The organism is Streptomyces sp. NPDC104106 (assembly GCF_055584345.1).
Genome location: NZ_JBVJMF010000012.1, coordinates 185804 through 202051, shown reverse-complemented (window position 1 = coordinate 202051; position 16248 = coordinate 185804). Strand labels below are relative to the sequence as shown.

6 protein-coding genes are annotated in these 16248 nt (G+C 74.9%); 5 read left to right on the top strand and 1 reads right to left on the bottom strand.

Features of this window, described 5'->3' with window-relative positions; translation table 11 throughout:
* Positions 1-94: 94 nt before the first annotated feature.
* The 3 genes from ACZ60X_RS26995 (at position 95) to ACZ60X_RS26985 (ending at position 4747) form a co-directional block, all read left to right on the top strand.
* Positions 95-559 (top strand): hypothetical protein, encoded by a 465-nt coding sequence (locus ACZ60X_RS26995; protein WP_469603452.1) that lies wholly within the window; start codon positions 95-97, stop codon positions 557-559.
* 107 nt (positions 560-666) lie between these two features.
* The gene (locus tag ACZ60X_RS26990; RefSeq protein ID WP_469603449.1) at positions 667-3450 is read left to right on the top strand and encodes a SpoIIE family protein phosphatase; all 2784 of its coding nucleotides are present in this window, start codon (positions 667-669) and stop codon (positions 3448-3450) included.
* A 154-nt stretch (positions 3451-3604) separates the two neighbouring features.
* The gene (locus ACZ60X_RS26985; protein WP_469603445.1) at positions 3605-4747 is read left to right on the top strand and encodes an ABC transporter substrate-binding protein; all 1143 of its coding nucleotides are present in this window, start codon (positions 3605-3607) and stop codon (positions 4745-4747) included.
* A gap of 420 nt (positions 4748-5167) precedes the next feature.
* Here the strand turns inward: ACZ60X_RS26985 and ACZ60X_RS26980 are convergent, their stop codons facing one another.
* Complete coding sequence (locus ACZ60X_RS26980; RefSeq protein WP_469603442.1) at positions 5168-5734, bottom strand: GNAT family N-acetyltransferase; 567 nt, start codon at positions 5732-5734, stop codon at positions 5168-5170.
* A gap of 258 nt (positions 5735-5992) precedes the next feature.
* On the opposite strand from ACZ60X_RS26980, the gene ACZ60X_RS26975 reads away from it, so the two are divergent.
* Both ACZ60X_RS26975 and ACZ60X_RS26970 read left to right on the top strand, forming a co-directional pair.
* Positions 5993-11410 (top strand): type I polyketide synthase, encoded by a 5418-nt coding sequence (locus ACZ60X_RS26975; RefSeq protein WP_469603440.1) that lies wholly within the window; start codon positions 5993-5995, stop codon positions 11408-11410.
* The gene (locus tag ACZ60X_RS26970; RefSeq protein ID WP_469603436.1) at positions 11410-16164 is read left to right on the top strand and encodes a type I polyketide synthase; all 4755 of its coding nucleotides are present in this window, start codon (positions 11410-11412) and stop codon (positions 16162-16164) included. The genes ACZ60X_RS26975 and ACZ60X_RS26970 overlap by 1 nt, the downstream gene beginning before the upstream one ends.
* The last annotated feature ends 84 nt before the right edge of the window (positions 16165-16248 follow it).

Here is a 16248-nt window from a genome sequence, read left to right as displayed (position 1 = left end):
TGACCGCCTCGCGGGGCGAGGGCGGTCCCCGGGGCCAGGGCATCGACCGGGACCGCCCCGCCGGTCCGAACTCCTCGCCCGGACCACGATCTGTGTGATCAATGAGGCTCGGTCCATCGACGTGCTCAGTTGCTGCGCCGGACCGGTGCACCGGTACCGGCTCACCGCCGGGTGGCCCGCCGCCTCGGGGCTGATCTCCTCGGCGGGGTGCCCATGCGCCTGGACCGGCTCGTGGAAGGACGGCCTGCTCGTGCGGGAGAGCGACGCCAGGACCGCCGTGTTGCGCCGGCGTGGACGGCGCCATGAACCGCCTGGGCGTGATCCGCGGCCCGATCTGGTGGGGACGGGCTACGCGGGCGGTGTGCTCGGCACGGTCTTCGTGACGTGGGCCGCCCTCGCTCTCCTCGGCCCGCTGACGGCGGCGGCCGGGGCCGAGGAGACGAGCGGGCGCAGCCCGGCCGACGTCGCACCCCGGGGTCTGCTCCGGCCCCGGAACCGGATCGCGGAGCTTCCCGCCGCGGGCACCGGGCATGACCCGCGAGCCGGTCGCCGCACCTGAGTGGAGCAGTCCGCCCGGTCACTTCGTGGTCGGACACCAAGAAACGATAGAAAGGGTATATGGGCGGAGTTTCTGGTCAATCTGGGCATGACGTGCCTGATGCGTCCATGAGGACTCATCGACCCGGTCGGCCACGTCACGCGGGAGGGGCATGGCGCTCGCGTTCGCTGCTGAGCGTGCACAGCCTCGCAGGCCAGGTCTTCCTGCTCCAACTGGCGGTCGTGATGCTGCTCGTCGCCGCCGCCCTGGTGGCGCTCGTCGTGCAGGCTCAACGTGACGTGACGGCGGACGCCCGCCACCGTACGCTCGCCGTGGCGCAGACCTTCGCGAACTCCCCGGGGGTGGTGGCGGCGCTGGACAGCACGAACCCGACCGCGGCGCTGCAGCCGGACGCCGAGGCGGCCCGGAAGGCCGCAGGCGTCGACGCCGTCATCGTCTACGGGCTGGACGGCATCACCCTCGCCCACAGCGACCCGGGTCAGGTGGGGAAACGTGTCATCGGGCCCTACGCGGCAGCGGCGACCGGCAAGCCGTTCACAAGTACGTTCAAGGGCTCACTGGGGCTCTCCGTGGTCTCGGCGGTGCCCGTCAGGCGTCCCGACGGTTCGGTCAGGGCCATCGTCTCCGTGCCCGTCACGGTCGAGAGGGTGCAGCACCGGGTGAACCGGCAGCTGCCCGTCCTCCTCGGCGGCGCCGCCACGGCCCTGCTCGTCGCCGCCGGCGGGTCGGGTCTGGTGAGCCGGCGGTTGCGGCGGCAGACCCACGGCCTGGGACCGACCGAGATGACCCGGATGTACGAGCACCACGACGCGGTGCTGCACGCGGTGCGGGAAGGAGTGCTGATCGTCGGCGATGACGGCCGGCTGCTGCTGGCCAACGACGAGGCGCGACGGTTGCTGGGCCTACCGGCGGACGCGGAGCGGCGGCCCGTCACCGATCTGGGACTGGACGAGGACCTCGCCGGGCTGCTGGTCTCCGACCGCCCCGCCACCGACGAGGTGTACCTGGCGGCCGACCGGCTGCTCGCCGTCAGCAAGCGGCTCACCGCACCTCACGGACCGGTCGGCAGCGTGGTCACCCTGCGGGACACCACCGAGCTGCGGGCACTGTCCGGCCGGGCGGAGGTGGCACGCGAACGGTTGCAGTCGCTCTACGACGCCGGACTGCGGATCGGCACCACGCTCGATGTGAAGCGCACGGCCGAGGAGCTGGCCGAGGTGGCGGTCACCCGGTTCGCCGACGTCGTCACCGTCGATCTGCTGGAGCCGGTCCTGCGCGGCGAGGAGACCTCCGGCGCGCCCGCCGGGATCACCGAGCTGCGCCGCACCGCCGTGGCCGGCCTCGACGCGGGCCATCCCCTCCACCCCGTCCGCGAGCTGGTCCGGCTCGTCCCGGCCCATCCCGTCTCTGCGGCGATGGCCGAGGGCCGTCCGGTTCTGGTCGGGGACCTGAGCCGCTCGGAGGCCTGGCGGGCCCAGCAGCGCGAAGCCGCCCTGCGGATCCTCGCTCACGGCATCCAATCCATGCTCGTGGCCCCCCTTCGCGCCCGCGGCGCGGTGCTGGGCGTGGTGGGCTTCTGGCGCACGAGGGACACCCCGCCGTTCGACGACGAGGACATGTCCTTCGCCGAGGAGCTGGCCGCCCGTGCAGCGGTGTGCATCGACAACGCCCGCCGCTACACCCGCGAACACTCGATGGCCGTCGCCCTGCAGCACCGCCTGCTGCCCCGCGCGCTGCCCGCGCAGTCCGCCCTCGAGATCGCCTACCGCTATCTGCCGGCCCAGGCCGGGGTGGGCGGGGACTGGTTCGACGTCATCCCGCTGTCCGGTACCCGGGTGGCGCTGGTCGTGGGCGATGTCGTCGGCCACGGTCTGCACGCCGCGGCGACGATGGGCCGGCTGCGCACCGCCGTGCACAACTTCGCCGGCCTGGACATGCCCGTGGAGGAGCTGCTGGCCCGACTGGACGAGCTGGTGGCGCAGATCGACGCCGAGGAGGTCACCGCAGCGGAGCACTGGCAGGAGATGATCACAGGAGCGACCTGCCAGTACGCCGTCTACGACCCCACCTCCGGGCGACTGGTCATCGCCACCGCCGGCCACCCGGGACCGGCGTTGGTCCGGCCCGACGGGACCGTCGACTTCCCTCAGCTGCCCGTCTCCCCGCCCCTGGGACTCGGAGCCGGTCTGCCTGTCGAGACCGCCGAGTTCACCGTGCCCGAGGACTCCCGGCTGGTGCTCTACACCGACGGGCTGCTCGAGGGCCGTGCCCGGGACCTGGGCGCCGGCCTGGATGCCCTGCGCGACGCTCTGACAGGCCCGGGTCGCACACCGGAGGCCACCTGCGCGGCGGTGATGGAGGCCATGCTGTCCGACCGCCCCCGGGATGACATCGCGCTGCTGGTGGCCCGCACGTGCCGGCTGGGACCGGATCAGGTCGCGGAGTGGGACGTGCCCCGTGACCCGGCGGCGGTGGCCCCCGTGCGCACCGCCTGCGCCCGTCGGCTGGCGGAGTGGGGGCTGGAGCAGGCCGCTTTCACCGCCGAACTCATCCTCAGCGAGCTGATCACCAACGCCATCCGCTACGGCGCCGAGCCCATCGCCGTCCGGCTGCTGCGCACTCAGCCGACCGACAGCCCCGATGCGGGCAGCCTGATCTTCGAGGTCGCCGACGGCAGCAGCACCTCACCGCGGCTGCGCCGGGCGAAGAACACCGACGAAGGCGGCCGCGGACTCTTCCTGGTCGCACGCTTCGCCGAACGCTGGGGGACCCGCTACACGACCACCGGCAAGGTCATCTGGGCCGAACAGTTGCTGCACCACGACACCGCACCGGAGACTGAAGGGCTCGACGAGCTCCTGCTCGACCAGTGGGACGACACCGCTCTGTGAGGCGTACGCGGAAGCCGGGTACCGGGGACAGACGGTGATCGCGGGCCTTCCGGGCGACATTCCACGATCGACGCCGCCGGGTACCCTGGCCTAGATGACCTCTTCGTCGGCGCCACGGAGCCGAGGAAGCCCGGAGGCGCGTACGGGAGCAGCCGTGACCACATCGTGTGCCCGAGCAACGGTGGTCCTCGGCTGCTTCGCTCTCGCGGCAGTAGGCCTGAGCGCTTGCGAGAACGCACCGCCCGCCGGCACCGCGAAGCCGTCGGCGGCCATGTCCGCCGAGAGCATGGGCGGCATGCGCGCACTGATCGCCGCGGCGAAACGCGAGGGCACCCTCAGAGCGATCGCGCTGCCGCGTGACTGGGCCAACTACGGCGGCCTGATCAACGGCTTCCAGAAGAAGTACGGGATCAAGGTCACCGTCGAGAATCCGCTGGGCCACAGCGAGGACGAGGTCGACGCCCTCAGGAAGAGGGGGCATCGGCCGACAGCGCCCGACGTGATCGATGTGGGGGACACGTTCGCACGGAAAGCGGCGGCGCAGAATCTCCTGGCACCGTACAAGGTCGCCGCTTACGACTCGATCCCCGACAATCAGAAGGATTCGCAGGCCCGCTGGTCCAACAACTACGGGGGCTACATCTCCATCGGCTGCGACGCAAAGCGGGTCAGGCCCTGCCCGGGGACCTTCGCGGATCTCCTGAAGCCCGGTTACAAGGTCGCGCTCGAAGGCGACCCGCGTCGGTCGGCCACCGCCTTCGCAAGTGTCTATGCGGCCGCGCTGGCGAACAACGGGTCGTTCGACGACATCCAGCCCGGTCTCGACTTCTTCGCCGAACTCGACAAGCGCGGCAACCTCAACCCTCTCGAGTCCGACTCGGCGACGGTCGCGAGCGGCCGGACCCCGATCAGCATCAACTGGGACTACATCAATCTCGACTACGCCGACCAGCTACGCGACAAGGGAGTGAACTGGCAGGTCGCGATCCCCTTCGACGGCAGCTTCGCCCAGTACTACGCGCTGGCGGTCAACAAGAACGCCCCCCACCCGGCCGCTGCGCGCCTGTGGCAGGAGTATCTCTTCAGCCCGGAGGGACAGAACCTCCGGCTGCGCGCCTACGCCCGCCCGGTACTCATGGACGCCATGGGGCAGGACGGCACCCTCGACAGGGCGGCCGCTGCACGGCTGCCGACGGTCGAGGGAACGCCGCGGTTCCCGACAGACGCGCAACTGGAGAGCGCGAAGGGAACGGTCGCCCGGGGCTGGGCGAAGGCCGTCTCCGGTCGGCCGGGATGATCCCCTCGCCCATCAGCCGAGGCCGGCACCGAGGCAGGCCGGCGTGGCGATCGCCGCGGTGGGCGCGGTGATACCGGCACGCGCGGCGGCACGGCAGACCATCGCCCGGGTGCTGCGCACCGAGTGAACGGCCCGTGCCCGCGCAAGACGGCGCCCGCGGGGCCCACGGCGGTCCGTTGACCCGCATCGCCCTGTGGAGACCGACGACGTCACCTGGCTGGAGCACGTCACCGACGCCGAGTACGCCGGCCCGCGGCCGCCGCACGCGCCAGGGCTGACAGCCGCCGCCCGCGAGCCGGACGCGCAGCGGGGCCGGGCGCCGGGCGCGTGCCGGGGTACCGGAAGGGGCGGGCGGCGCAGGGCCTGGCCACCGGTCCGGCTCAGCCGGCCGGTGGCGCAGACCGCCCGGCGGTGCTCCGGTCACGGGCGCTCGGTGCGCACACCGCACCCTGGAGCCCTCACGCCGGTGTCCGCGACAGCGAGGCGCATGCGGACGTAGTCGGCGCCGCCCGGTCCGGGCCGCCGGTGCCCGTCCGGGGTCCAGCCGTACCGGGTGTAGAAGGCCAGGGCCCGGCCGTTGCGTTGCCACGCCTCCAGGACGCCTTCCCGCAGGGAGGCGCCGTGGAGGAACTGGACGAAGGCCGCGTGCAGCCGGCCGCCGATGCCCTGTCCCCACAGGTCCGGCCGGACATGGATCTGGTGCAACTGGCCGACGGACGCGTCGACGTCGGGTGCGTAGCAGGTGCCCATCGCCAGGACTCCGGCGGGCTCGCCCCCGCGCCACGCGCACAGCACGGTCCGGTCCGGGGAGCCGACCGCCCGTGCCCATGCCTGCCGGCGGCTCGCGCGCGCCTCGGCGGACGTGAGGTCGGCCTCCGGCACCCCACCCGCCCTGTAGTACGCCGCGCGGGCCCGCGTGTGCAGGTCGGTGAGGGCGCCGACGTCGTCGGGCCGCGCGGTGCGCAGGAACACCTGAGTAGTCCTCACGCCCCCAGGACGCTCCCCGCCGAGCCGCGGTTCCCTGGCCGCGCACCGGCGTCGCCGCGCCGTGGGCCGGGGCCGCGCGCCTGCCTTGCCGTGCGGACCCCCTTACCCCCGGCAGGGGCCCCTGGGGCCCGTAGGGGTGTCCTGCGTCAGGGCCCCCTGCCTAGCCTCCGACAGCGGAGGGGGAAGCGGACCCCAGACCGTCCGGAGGCTGTCCGCACGGCCGAGCCCTCACGTCGATCTCGATCGGATGGCGCGCTGGTGACTAACGAAGAGCAACTGCTCGACTATCTCAGGCGGACGACCGCGGACCTGCGGGAGGCGCGGCGGCGGCTGCGCGAGAACGAGCAACGCGCACACGGCCCGGTCGCCGTCGTCGGCATCGGGTGCCGCTACCCGGGCGGCGTCACCACACCCGAGGAGCTGTGGGACCTGGTCGCCTCCGGGACCGACGCGGTGTCGGAGTTCCCGGCCGACCGCGGCTGGGACGTGGACGCCCTGTACGACCCCGACCCGGACGCCACCGGCAAGACCTACGCCCGCACCGGCGGATTCCTCCACGACGCCGCCGACTTCGACCACGACTTCTTCGGCATCAGTCCCCGCGAGGCCCTCGCCATGGACCCCCAGCAGCGGCTGCTGCTGGAGACCTCCCACGAGGCCTTCGAACGGGCGGGCATCGTCCCGGCCTCGCTGCGCGGCAGCCGTACCGGTGTGTTCGCCGGGGTGATGTACAACGACTACGCGACCCGGCTCACCTCCGTCCCCGACGATCTCGACGGCTACCTCGCCAACGGAAGCGCCGCCAGCATCGCCTCCGGACGCGTCGCCTACACCTTCGGGCTCGAAGGCCCGGTGGTCACGGTCGACACCGCCTGCTCCTCCTCGCTGGTCGCCCTGCACTGGGCGGTGCGGGCCCTGCAGGCGGACGAGTGCTCGCTCGCCCTGGCCGGCGGCGTCACCGTGATGTCCACACCGGAGACGTTCGTCGACTTCAGCCGGCAGCGCGGCCTCGCCCCGGACGGCCGCTGCAAGGCGTTCGCGGCGGCGGCCGACGGCACCGGCTGGGGCGAGGGCGCCGGCATGCTGCTGCTGGAACGGCTCGCCGACGCCCAGCGCCACGGCCACCCGGTGCTCGCCGTCATCCGGGGCAGCGCGGTCAACTCCGACGGCGCCAGCAGCCGGTTGACCGCCCCCAACGGCCCCTCCCAGCAGCGGGTCATCCGCCAGGCGCTGGCCGGCGCCGGACTCACCACCGCCGACGTCGACGTGGTCGAGGCGCACGGCACCGGCACCTCCCTCGGCGACCCCATCGAGGCACAGGCCCTGCTCGCCACGTACGGCAGGGAACGCCCCGCCGACCGGCCGCTGCTGCTGGGCTCGGTCAAGTCCAACCTCGGGCACACCCAGGCCGCCGCGGGCGTCGCCGGTGTCATCAAGATGGTGCTGGCCATGCGGCACGGCGAGGTGCCGCCCACCCTCCACGTCGACGCCCCCACCGACCAGGTCGACTGGAGCGCGGGCGCCGTCCAACTGGCCCTGGAGCGCCGCCCCTGGCCTGACGCCGGACGGCCCCGTCGCGCCGCCGTCTCCTCCTTCGGTATCAGTGGCACCAACGCGCACGTCGTGCTGGAACAGGCGCCCGCCGACGCGCCCCCGGCCGACGACGAGAACGCGGACAGGGACGACCCGCAGGCACGAGAAGGGAGGTGGGTTCCCTGGACGGTGACCGGGCGCACCCCGCGCGCCCTCGCCGCCCAGATCGCGCGGCTGCGCGAGCACCTCGGCGCGCACCCCGGCACACGCCCCGCGGACACCGGCCTGGCACTGGCCACCACCCGCGGCCACTTCGCGCACCGCTCCGTCGCCGTCGGCCGTACCACCGGCGAACTGCTCGACCGGCTCGCCGCCGCCACCCCGCTCACGCCGGCCGGCGGCAGGACCGCCTTCCTCTTCACCGGTCAGGGGGCGCAGCGGGTCGGCATGGGCCGGTCCCTGCGCCGGACCTTCCCGGTGTACGCGGAGGCCTTCGACGCGGTGTGCGCCCTCGCCGACCGGAGCCTCGAGCGGCCGCTCGCCGACGTCATCGACACCGACGCCGGCCTGCTCACCCGCACCGACTACGCGCAGATCGCCCTCTTCGCCACCGAAGTGGCCCTCTACCGCCTCCTGGAGTCCTGGGGCGTGACCCCCGACTACCTGGCCGGGCACTCCGTCGGTGAGATCGCCGCCGCCCACGTCGCCGGCGTCCTCTCCCTGCCGGACGCCGTCCGCCTCGTCGTCGCGCGCGGCGCCCTGATGGCGGCGCTGCCCGCGGGCGGCGCCATGGCCGCGCTGCGCGCCACCGAGGACGAGGTCGCCCCCCACCTGGACGACCGGGTCGGCCTCGCCGCCGTCAACGGGCCCCGGTCCGTGGTGATCTCGGGCGCCGAGGACGCCGTCGAGGCCCTTGCCGCGCGCTTCGGGAAGAGCAAGCGGCTCACGGTGTCGCACGCCTTCCACTCGCCGCTGATGGAGCCGATGCTGGCCGGCTTCGCCGAGGTCGCCGCCGACTGCGCCTTCGAGGAGCCCCGCATCCCCATCGTCTCCACGCTCACCGGCGCCCTCGCCGGCCCCGGCCTGCTGACCACTCCCGGCTACTGGGCCGACCACGTCCGCCGTCCCGTCCGCTTCGCCCCCGCCATGACCGCCCTGCACGAGCTGGGCGTCCGCGTGTTCCTCGAAGTCGGCCCCGACGCCGCCCTCACCGCCCTCGCCGCGGACTGCGTGCCCGAGGACAGCGTGACCGTCGCCGGGCTGCGCCGCGACGGCGACGAGGAGCGCGACCTGGTCACCGCCGTCGCCCGGCTGCACGCGGCCGGAACCGCCGTGGACTGGGCCGCGTTCTTCGCCCCGCACGGAGCCCGGCCGGCCCCGCTGCCCACCTACGCCTTCCAGCGCGAGCGCCTCTGGCTGGAGGCGGGCACGGCCGGCGGCGACGCCACCGGGCTGGGGCAGAGCACCACCGGGCACCCGCTGCTCGGCGCCGCGACCGACCTGCCCGACACCGGGGGAGCGGTGCTCACCGGCCGGCTCTCCCGCGCCGCGCAGCCGTGGCTCGCCGACCACGCGGTGCACGGCACCGTGCTGCTGCCCGGCACCGGCTTCGTCGAGATGGCGCTGCAGGCCGCAGAGCGCACCGGCTGCGCCACCGTCGACGAACTCACCCTGCACGCCCCGCTGACCCTGCCCGAGCAGGGCGCCGTCGCCGTCCAGGTGGCCGTCGGCGGCGAACGGGACGGGCGGCGGGAGCTGACCATCTGGTCCCGGCGCGCCGACAGCCCGGACGCCCCGTGGACGCGCAACGCCGCCGGTGTACTCGGCGCCACGCCCGCCGACGCGGCACGCCCGGCCGAGCCGGCGGCCTGGCCGCCCGAGGGCGCCGAACCGGTCGACCTCGACGGCCTCTACCCCGCGCTGGCCGGCACCGGCTACGGCTACGGCGGGGTCTTCCAGGGCCTGCGCGCCATGTGGCGCCGCGGTGACGAACTCTTCGGCGAGGCCGCCCTGCCGGAGAGCGCCCGCGCCACGGCCGCGGCGTACGGCCTGCACCCGGCCCTGCTCGACGCCGCCTTGCACGTCAACCTGCTGGACCTGCCCGGCGGACAGGCCGTACTGCCGTTCGCCTGGGGCGGTGTCACGCTGCACGCGCCGGGCGCCGACACCCTGCGCCTGCGCCTGGCACCGTCCGGCCCCGACGCCGTCACCCTCACCCTCGCCGACGCCGGCGGCGCGCCCGTCGCCACCGTGCGCAGCCTGGTGGCCCGCCCCGTCTCCGCCGAGCAACTCGCCGGGGACGGCGACGACCCGCTGTACCGGATCGACCTCGTCCCCGCGCCCGGTCCGGGGACGGTGACCGTACCCGAGACGGCCGTCTGCGGTGGCGGCGACGCCGGTCTCGACGCTCCCCGGCACCCCGATCTGAGCACGCTCCTCGCCGCAGGACCGGTGCCCGACCTGGTGGTCCTGACCGTGACCGGCGCGCCCGACACCGTGGCGGACCCGCCCGCGCTCGTACGGGACCGGGTGAACGCGGCCCTGGACACCCTGCGCACCTGGCTGGACGACGCGCGGTGCGCCGACCGGCGCCTCGCCGTGCTCCTGCGCACCGGCGACCTCGGACACGCCCCGCTGTACGGCCTCGTCCGCGCGGCCCAGGCCGAGAACCCCGGCCGGTTCCTGCTGATCGACAGCGACGGCAGCGCCGCCCCGGACGCCGCCCTCGCCACCGCGCTCGCCTCCGACGAGCCGGAGGTCGCGGTGCGCGACGGTGAGGTACGGCTGCCCCGGCTGACCCGCGCCAAGCCCGGCGGCCCGCTCGCCTGGGACCCGGACGGCACCGTACTGATCACCGGCGGCACCGGCGGCCTCGGCGCGCAGCTCGCCCGCCACCTGGTCACCGAACACGGCGTACGGCGCCTGCTGCTGGCCGGGCGGCGCGGCGCCGACGCCCCCGGCGCCGTCGAACTGCGCGACGAGCTGGGCGGGTTGGGCGCCGAGGTGATCCTCGCCCGGTGCGACGCCGCCGACCGTGCGGACCTGGCCGCACTGCTGGACGCACACGACGTACGGGCCGTGGTGCACGCCGCCGGTGTCGTCGACAACGGCGTGCTGGCCACCCTCGACGCCGACCGGGTCGACCGGGTGCTGCGGCCCAAGGCGGACGCCGCCTGGAACCTGCACGAACTGACCCGCGACAAGGAGCTGAGCGCCTTCGTCCTGCTGTCCTCCACCGCCGGTCTGCTGGTCGGCGCCGGCCAGGCCAACTACGCCGCCGCCAACACCTTCCTCGACGGCCTCGCCGCCCACCGCCACGCGCTCGGCCTGCCCGCCGTCTCCCTCGCCTACGGCCTGTGGTCCGGGTCCGGCGGCATGAGCGCGGACATCGACGCCGCCGACCTGGAGCGGCTGCGCCGGCTCGGACTGCCACCGCTGACCCCTGCCCAAGGACTGCGCGCCTTCGACGCCGGGCTCACCGCCGAGGACGCCGTGCTGGTGCCCGTACGGCTGGACGCCGCCGCACTGCGCGCCCGGCCGGACGGCGTACCGGCACTGCTGCGCGGCCTGGTCCGGCCCGCCCGGCGGCACGGAGCCGAGTCCGCCGCGGGCGCCCCCGCAGGCTCCTGGCGCGACCGGCTGGCCCCGCTGCCCGACGCCGAACGCGACCGCGCCCTGCTGGAGCTGGTCCGCACCCACGTCGCCGGTGTACTCGGCCACCCCTCGCCCGAGTCGGTCGACCCGGGGCGCGCCTTCCAGGAGATGGGCTTCGACTCGCTCGCCGCCGTCGAACTGCGCAACCTCCTCGCGAGCGCCACCGGACTGACCCTGCCCGCCACGCTCGTCTTCGACCAGCCCACCCCCACGACCCTCGCCGCCCACCTCAAGGGCGCGCTCGTGCCCGGACCGGCCGACCTGACCCGGTCCGCGCTCGCCGAGCTGGACCGCCTCGAAGCCGCCCTGCACGACCTGCCCGACGAGGGCGGCAGCCACGCCCGCGTCGCCACCCGCCTCGAAGCGCTGCTGCGCGGCTGGCAGGACACGCACGGACGCCACAGCGTGCCCGCGGCACCGGAGGACTTCCGGGAAGCCAGCGACGAAGAACTCTTCGCCAGGATCGACAACGAACTGGGAGCCCAGTGATGGAAGACTCGGCCACGGCCGGCAAGCTCCGCGAGTACCTCAAGCGGGCCACGACCGAGCTGGAGCGCAGCCGCCGCCGCGTACGGGAGCTGGAGGAGCAGGACCGCGAGCCCGTCGCCATCATCGGCATGGGCTGCCGCTACCCCGGCGGCGTGCGCACCCCGGAAGACCTGTGGCGTGTCGTCGACGAGGGCATCGACGTCGTCACCGAGTTCCCCACCGACCGCGGCTGGGACGTCGAGGCGATCTACGACCCCGAGCCCGGCGCCCCCGGCAAGTCCTACGTCCGCCACGGCGGCTTCCTGCACGACGCCGCCGAGTGCGACCCCGCCTTCTTCGGCATCAGCCCCAAGGACGCGCCCGGCACCGACCCGCAGCAGCGGCTGCTGCTGGAGGTCACCTGGGAGGCCTTCGAACGCGCCGGCATCGACCCGGCCACGGTCAAGGGCTCCTCGACGGGTGTCTTCGTCGGCCTGATGCACCACGACTACGTCGGCGGCACCATCTCCGGCAGCATCGTCTCCGGCCGCATCGCCTACACCCTGGGCCTGGAGGGCCCCGCGGTCACCATGGACACCGCCTGCTCCTCCTCCCTCGTGGCGCTGCACTCGGCCATCCAGTCGCTGCGCAAGGGCGAGTGCTCCCTGGCGCTCGCCGGCGGCGCCGCCGTCATGGCCAGCCCCGAGATGTTCATCGAGTTCAGCGAGCGCCGCGCGCTGTCCCCCGACGGCCGCTGCCACTCCTTCTCCGACGACGCCGCGGGCGCCGCCTGGGCCGAGGGCGCCGGCATGCTGCTCGTGGAGCGGCTCTCCGACGCCCGCCGCAACGGGCACGAGGTGCTCGCCGTGGTCCGGGGCAGCGCCGTCAACCAGGACGGCGCCTCCAACGGACTGACCGCCCCCAGTGGCCCGGCACAGATCCGCGTCATCCGGCAGGCCCTCGCCGACGCCCAGCTCGCCCCGCACCACATCGACGCCGTCGAGGCGCACGGCACCGGCACCACCCTCGGCGACCCCATCGAGGCCCAGGCCGTCATCGCCGCCTACGGACAGGACCGGCCGGAAGGGCGGCCGATCCGGCTCGGCTCCATCAAGTCCAACATGGGCCACCCGCAGGCCGCGGCCGGCGTCGGCGCCGTCATCAAGATGGTCATGGCGATGCGCCACGGCACCCTGCCGCGCACCCTGCACGTGGCGAAGCCCAGCACCGCCGTCGACTGGAGCGCGGGCGACGTCCAGCTGCTCACCGAACCGCAGCCCTGGGACACCCCCGACGGCCGCCCCCGCCGCGCCGGCGTGTCCTCCTTCGGCATCTCCGGCACCAACGCGCACACCATCCTGGAGGAGGCACCCCGCGCCGGGACCGCGGAACCCGCCGCCGAGCGCGCCGCCCTGCCCGTCGTCCCGTGGGTGCTGTCCGGCAAGGGCGCCGACGCCGTCCAGCGCCAGGCGGAGCGGCTGCTCGCCGTCGCCGGCGACCTCGACCCGTACGACGTCGGGTACTCGCTCACCACCACCCGCGCCCGGTTCACCCACGGCGCCGCCGTCACCGGCCGGGACCGAGGCGAGCTGCTGGCCTCTCTGCGCGCCGTCGCCGACGGCAGCCGGGCGGCCGTCGTCACCCCCGAACCCGGCCGGCTCGCCGTGCTGTTCTCCGGGCAGGGCTCCCAGCGGCCCGGCATGGGCCGCACCCTGCACGCCGCGTTCCCGGTGTTCGCCGCCGCCTTCGACGAGGTCTGCGCCGCCTTCGACGCCCACCTGGAGCGGCCGCTGCGCGAGGTGATGTTCGAGGAGACCGACGACCCGGCCGCCTCGCCGCTCCACCAGACCGTCTACACCCAGGCCGCCCTGTTCACCTTCGAGACCGCCCTGTACCGGCTGCTGGCGCACTGGGGTGTCCGCCCCGACCTGCTCGCCGGGCACTCCATCGGCGAGGTCGTCGCCGCGCACGTGGCCGGTGTCCTGGACCTGCAGGACGCGGTCACCCTGGTCGCCGCCCGCGGCCGGCTGATGCAGGACCTGCCGGCCGGCGGCGCGATGGTGTCCCTGCTCGCCGCCGAGGCCGACGTCGTCCCGCTGCTCACCGACGGCGTCGACATCGCGGCCGTCAACGGCCCGCGCTCGGTGGTGGTCTCCGGCGACGAGGACGCCGTGCTCGCGGTCGCCGCACGGGTGGAGAAGACCACCCGGCTGAAGGTGTCGCACGCCTTCCACTCCCGCCGCATGGACCCCATGCTCGACGCCTTCCGCGAGGTGCTGGCCGGGCTCACCTTCCACGAGCCCGCCCTGCCGGTCGTCTCCAACGTCACCGGGCACCTGGCCGGCGAACTCGCCTCGCCCGACTACTGGGTACGGCACGTCCGCGAGGCCGTCCGCTTCCACGACGGCGTCACCACGCTCGCCGCCGAGGGCGTCACCCGCTTCCTGGAGGTCGGCCCCGACGCGGTCCTCACCAACATGGCCCAGGACGTGGTGCCCGACGTCATCGGCACCCAGCGCCGCGACCGGGACGAGGACACCGCGCTCGTCGAGGCCGTCTGCCGGCTGCACCTGACCGGCACCGGACCCGACTGGCGGGCCGTGTTCCCCGGGGGCCGCAAGGTCGACCTGCCCACCTACCCCTTCCGCCGCGACCGGCACTGGGAGGACGCCCCCATCCTGCAGGCCGAGCGCTCGGCGGCGGCCCGCGCGGGCGGGGACGCGAACGACCCCTTCTGGGAGCTGGTCCGGGACCAGGACGTGACCGCCGTCGCGGCCACGCTCGGCGTCGCCGACGAGACGTCCGTCGCCGCCGTCGTACCGGCCCTGGCCGCCTGGCACGAGCAGCGCCGGGCCAACGCCGCCGCGGACGGCTGGCGTTACCGGGTCGCCTGGGAGCCGCTGGCCCCCGCCGCCACCCCGGCGCCCGGCGGCAACTGGCTGGCCGTCGTCCCCGCCGCCGACGACCCGTGGACGCTCGCGGTCCTGACCGGGCTCGCCGACCGGGGCCTCACCCTCGACACCCTCAGGGTCCCGGAGGCGGCCGACCGCACCGAACTGGCCGGGCTGCTCGCCGGCCGAGGCGGCGTCGACGGCGTGCTGTCCCTCCTGGCTCCGGTCACCGAGCCGGCCTCGACGGCCGCCCTGGTCCAGGCACTTGGGGACGCCGCGGTCACGGCCCCGCTGTGGTGCGTCACCCGCGACGCCGTCGCCCACGGGGCGGCCGCCACCGTCACCGGGTTCGCCCAGGCCCAGGTGTGGGGCCTCGGCCGGGTCGCCGCACTGGAGCACCCCGACCGGTGGGGCGGCCTGGTCGACCTGCCCGCCGAGATCGGCCCGCAGACCGTCGCCCGGCTGGCCGCGCTGCTCGGGGACGCCGGCGGCGAGGACCAGGTCGTCATCCGCGCCTCCGGCTCCTACGGCCGCCGTCTGGAGCACGCCCCGGCCCGCGCCGGCGCTCCCTGGAAGCCGTCCGGCACGGTCCTGGTCACCGGGGCGACGGGCGCTGTCGGTACGGCCGTCGCCCGGTGGCTCGCCGCGCAGGGCGCCGACCACCTGCTGCTGACCTCCCGGCGCGGCACGGACGCGCCCGGGGCCGCCGACCTCGTCGCCGAACTCACCCGCACGGGTGCCCAGGTGACCCTCGCCGCCTGTGACGTCGCCGACCGCGAGGCGCTGGCCGCGCTGCTGGACTCCGTCCCCGAGGAGCACCCGCTCACCGCCGTCATGCACCTGGCCGGCGTCCTCGACGACGGCGTCCTGGACGCGCTCACCCCCGAGCGGTTCGCCGGCGTGCTGGCCGCCAAGGCCGACTCCGCCCGCCACCTGCACGAACTGACCGCGGACCGGGACCTGTCGGCGTTCGTGCTGTTCTCGTCCCTGACCGCCACCGTCGGCGGCGCCGGACAGGCCAACTACGCCGCCGCCAACGCCTGCCTCGACGCCCTCGCCGAGCACCGGCGCGCCGTCGGACTGCCCGCCACCTCGGTGGCCTGGGGACCCTGGGGCGGCGACGGCATGGCCGCCCACGGCACGGTCCGCTCCGCCGCCCGCGCGATGGGCATGTCCCTCCTCGACCCCGAGCGCGCCCTCATCGCCCTGCGACGCGCCCTGGACGGCGGCGACACCACCGTCACCGTCGCCGACGTCGACTGGACGGTGTTCGCGCCCGCGTTCACCTCCAGCCGCCCCAGCGCCCTGCTGTCCGCGCTGCCCGAGGTCCGGCGCGCTGCGGCCGGCGCCGCCGGGGCGGGCGCGGCCGACGGCTTCGCCGAGAAGCTCGCCGGCCTCACCGGCGGCGAACGCGAGCGTGCCCTGCAGGAACTGGTGTGCGGGCAGGCCGCCGCCGTCCTCGGCTACGCCGGTGCCGACGCGGTGGAACCGACCACCGCCTTCCGCGACCTCGGCTTCGACTCGCTGACCTCCGTCGACCTGCGCAACCGGATCAGCGGCGCCGCCGGGGTGCCGCTGCCGGCCACGCTCATCTTCGACTACGCCACCCCGGCCGCCCTCGCCAAGCACCTGGGAACGGAACTCGCGGGCGCCGACACCTCCGTCGACTCCGTCGTCGCCGAACTGGAACGCGTCGCGGCCCGGCTCGGCGGCCTCACCGCCGAGGACATCGAGCAGGGCCGGATCACCACCCGCCTGCAGTCCCTGCTCGGCGAGCTGAACAAGACGCTCGGCCAGGACGCGGCCGCCGTCGCCGGGCGGCTGGAGGAGGCCTCCGCCGACGACGTCTTCGCCTTCATCGACAACGAACTCGGCTCGGCCTGACCCGAGCCCGGCCCGCCTCACGGACCCGCCCGTGAGGCGGTCCCCCCACGACACCCCGGCCCCACCACGGTCCACCTCTTCGCA